Origin of the sequence: Bartonella sp. PS7NMGDW, assembly GCF_042193585.1 — a bacterium.
GTDB classification, from domain to species: Bacteria; Pseudomonadota; Alphaproteobacteria; order Rhizobiales; family Rhizobiaceae; genus Bartonella; species Bartonella grahamii.
On record NZ_JBHILX010000037.1, the window covers coordinates 1 to 4,079 of the forward strand.

Below are 4,079 nucleotides of genomic sequence, written 5' to 3' on the forward strand. Positions count from 1 at the left end.
CAAGACAATAGCGGCTGGAATAGGTTGAATATGCTTATGAACGCCGGTCATGGCTTTGCAAGGAATTACGGCACGACGACGAATAATAATACAGCCTCTATGATGCAAGGCAACGACCCTTGGAAGAACGCTATAGGGATTTTAGCTGGTATTTCTGGTTTTGCAGGAAAAAAGTGAGGTAGTTATGCAAAATAGTAACGATAACATTTTATCAAGACTTCTTAAGTCTATGCATGTAATGAGCCAATATGTACCACGTATACGTTTCAACGATCTAGAAGACGCCAAACAACAGGCAAATAATTTACCTTATTTAACCCCTTCTTCCCCTATAGCAACTTTTGGTTCACAATCAAATCCTTTAGGTTTAGCTAAAAATAGTTCACCTTTACCAGATGTAAGTTCGTCTTTAAGATCGGCAGGCAGAAAACCAGATGTACCGTTTTCAGTTCCTTCTTTACCAGTAGCGACCTTTGGTTCACAACCAAACCCTTTAGATTTATCGAAGGATATGGAACCTTTGCCTAATGCAATTGAAACTTCAGATTTGGCATCATTGCAACCAAAGCGGTCTCAGTTACCCGAACCGATTTCACCTGTAGAACCACAGCAGTTTGCACAGCCACAACAGAGTACTGTTCCTCACCAAGATGCTGGTTCTCAACAGAGTTTTTGGGATTACTTGCGTAGTCCTGAGTTTTTACAAAGATTATCAGATTATGGGATTGGTTATGCATTATCAGATGGGACGATAGCACAAAGTTTAGCGAATGCAGCTATGAATCTTCGTCGTGGTGATATGGAAAGAGAAAAAAGAGGGCAGGTTAATCAGACCGTCGAGTATCTGAAATCTAAAGGATATAGCGAAGAAGAAGCTGCTGTCATGGCACGGAATCCTCAAATGCTTAGTGCATTGCTAACAGGTGGTGATACTCCTAAACTACTTGCGGGGCATGAATGGTATACCGATCCAGAGACAGGTGAACGTGGACAGAGACCGATGTCAGGGACTCTACAGGCATTGGAGTATAATCAGAAGCTACAAGCACAGAAAGAGTGGGAGGGTAAAAAGCAAAAAAATATTATTGCCACAAAACATCAGATGAACGCTGGGATAGATGCTATTCGTGATTCGATTGCACTCATTCGCAAACATAAGATTAACGGGTTTAAGGCGTGGGCTACGCGTGGAATTGGAGGAACTCCTGCGAATGAATTAGAAAATTTATTTGATACGATTAAGGGTGGTGCTTTAAAGGCGGTATTTGAGAGCTTAAAATCGATGGATCCTAGAGGAAGTCTTAGTGTTGGTCCTATATCAGATTACGAAAGTCGGACGATGGTAGCAACCTTTGGTTCTTTAGATTCTGCGCGTAATACAAAAGGGCTACTGAAAACTTTAGAAAATCTTGAAATAACATTTAATGCTTTAAATAAGCTTCAGAAAACTGATTTGCATGATTGGATGACGGGGAAGATAACCCCTCAAGAAATCTCTGATAAATATAATACTCAGAAAAAAGGCGTTATGGAGTTTGTGAAGGTATCCAGTCCCAAAGAGAGCGCTAAATTTGAGATAGGAACAAAAATTCAAGATGCAGATGGTAATATTAGAATAAAGAGATACTAAAATGCTTAATCATAAGAATGATAACGTTGGAAAACGTCAGGTTTGGAATGATGATCAGTATCCTATTATTGGACATATAACAGATTATAATAAACGCTCTTCAAATAGTCAGATTTGGAATGATGATCAATATCCTATTATTGGACACATATCAGACTATAACAACCATTCTTATGAGGAAGAAGCAGAACATCCCGAAATCACGCAAAGTGAAGCTTTTTGGAATTCTTTAAAGCATGGTTTGAGTTTTAATTTAGATGATGAGATTGCGGGGATTACAGCGGCAGGACGTGATTCTGATGATGAGTTGGCAATAAGTGCTTTTTTGAAGGGGCTTTACAACTATTGGACTGGAGATAAGAAAACCATAGAAAAATATGAGAAAGAAGCCAATAGACTACGTGATTATTATCGTAGGATGAGTGATCAACATTATTGGACTTCTTTTGCTGGAAATGCTTTAGGGTCGGCAATCCCTTCACTTGCGACTTTAGGGGGAGGATTGTTAGCCTCAGGAGCACGCTTTGTAGCGCCTACACTTGCAAGGAATGTGGCGGGGTCAAAATTAGGTCAAGCCTTTTTGAACACTGGTCAGTCATTTCCAAGTCGATTTGCAAGTCCATTTTTAGGCATCACGAACAAAACAACATTACCTCATTTGCTTAAAGTAGGAGCGGCATCTGGTGCATTACATGGCGCAGGAGAAGGCGAAGGACTTGGTAATACACTTACAAGTACGTTATCTGGTGCAGGTTTAGGAGCGGGCGGGGCATTGGTTGGAAGTGCTTTAGGTCATTTGGCTGGTTCTACTGTCGGTGGAATACGAAGACTTCTTTCTCCTTCTCATACGAAAGAAGGTGTTTCAAAAGATACGTTAAGAGCAATCAGTAAACATTTAGGTAAGGAGGCTTCTGAAGAGCTAGGAGAATCTTTTAAAAAAGCAGTTCCTACCGATTACGTAGCTGATCATAGTCCTTTTTTACAGGATCTTGTTTTTGATATCGCGAAAAGAAATCAAGGAGCTTATCTTGATTTGACTAAAAGAGCTGGGCAGAGAGCGCTGGAAGGAGGGGAGCGTATTCATCAGGCAGCAGATGAACACTTTGTTCCTCGTCAAAATGTTACAGGTTTAAAAGATGATCTTATCGCGATTAGGAAAGCAGAACCACATACTCTTTACGAAATAGCTCAAAAAACACCAATAGGAGAACAGCATTATGGTGCTCTTAATGAATTAATGAAGCGTCCATACTTCAAACAGGCTTATAAAGGAGGGCTACAGGAATTCACGAGTGGTGGCAAAGAAGTCAGTTCGTTTTCTTCTGAAAAATTTAATCTCCTTAAAGAAAAACCCAACATGGGAGTTCTCCATGAAACGAAGGTTAAACTTGGTCTTATGAGAGATGAAGCCGAGAAGATAGGAGATAATAGTAAAGTTCATACCTTAGTTGGCATTCAGAAAAAGTTATTAGAGCTTATGGATGATATATCGCCTAAATATAAGAAGGCACGATCATTGTATCACCAATATAGTTCACGTTTAGATGCCATGGATGAAGGTTCCAAAATCCTTAGCAAGTCGGTTAATAAGGATGAGTTCAGTAAAATCTTTGATGAATTACCAAAGGCACAACAAGAATACTTTAAAAAGGGTTCAAGGGCAGAACTTTTACAAGGTATGGGTCAAACAAAAGATGAAGTATCCAAGGCAAAGGAGATTTTTGGTACGAATGATCTGTATAAACGATTTGCAAAGATTTATGGAGCCGATAAAGCTTCTGCGGTCAAGAAGGTTGTCGAAAAAGAAGCTAATTATGCAGATTTTTATAACAGAATACCAGGTCGTGTAGCGGATGAAAAGATATCTTTTACGCATAATGTCAGTATGCCAACGGGTAAACGTGATGCAGCTGTACAATTAGCAAAAGCTGCTGGGAAGGCAGCTTGGATTCCTTTCAAAGAGGCGGCGTTTAGAGAGCGTCAACGGATTGAAAAGGATGTTGTCAAATTGTTAACAGGGGGGACAGAGATTAAGAATGATCAAATTGTAGCTCTCATTCAACGCATGGTAAACGCGCATCATAAGGGATATGCGACAAAAGAATGGTTCAAAAAGCTTTCTGCTGCTTTGTTTGGAGGTGGGGGAAAAGCCTCAACGGAGGAATTGAATTTATTGAGTGCATTTGAGTAAGGGAGGAGATTAGGCTATGACCCGTTATAGTCCTTCTGTCAATCAAGCGATACGGCAGACGGCAGTGCGATATGGTTTGCCAGAGAGTTATTTATACCGTGTTGCGCAAGTTGAAAGTGGAGGCAATCCGAATGCAAGGAATCCCCGCTCTTCTGCTGGTGGTTTGTATCAATTTATCGATAGCACCGCCAAACAATATGGTTTGCAGGATAGGTTTGACCCCATGCAAGCGGCAGATGCCATGGGGCGGTTGACACT

3 protein-coding genes are annotated in these 4,079 nt (G+C 40.5%); all 3 read left to right on the forward strand.

Annotated elements, in window-relative coordinates; genetic code table 11:
• Positions 1–184 precede the first annotated feature (184 nt).
• Positions 185–1,630 (forward strand): hypothetical protein, encoded by a 1,446-nt coding sequence (locus ACFIKJ_RS08645; protein WP_375670494.1) that lies wholly within the window; start codon positions 185–187, stop codon positions 1,628–1,630.
• 1 nt (position 1,631) lies between these two features.
• Positions 1,632–3,821, forward strand: a complete 2,190-nt coding sequence (locus tag ACFIKJ_RS08650) for a hypothetical protein (protein ID WP_375670495.1) — start codon at positions 1,632–1,634, stop codon at positions 3,819–3,821.
• 16 nt (positions 3,822–3,837) lie between these two features.
• Positions 3,838–4,079: transglycosylase SLT domain-containing protein (locus tag ACFIKJ_RS08655; protein WP_375670496.1), on the forward strand; the 242-nt coding region annotated here is incomplete at its 3' end.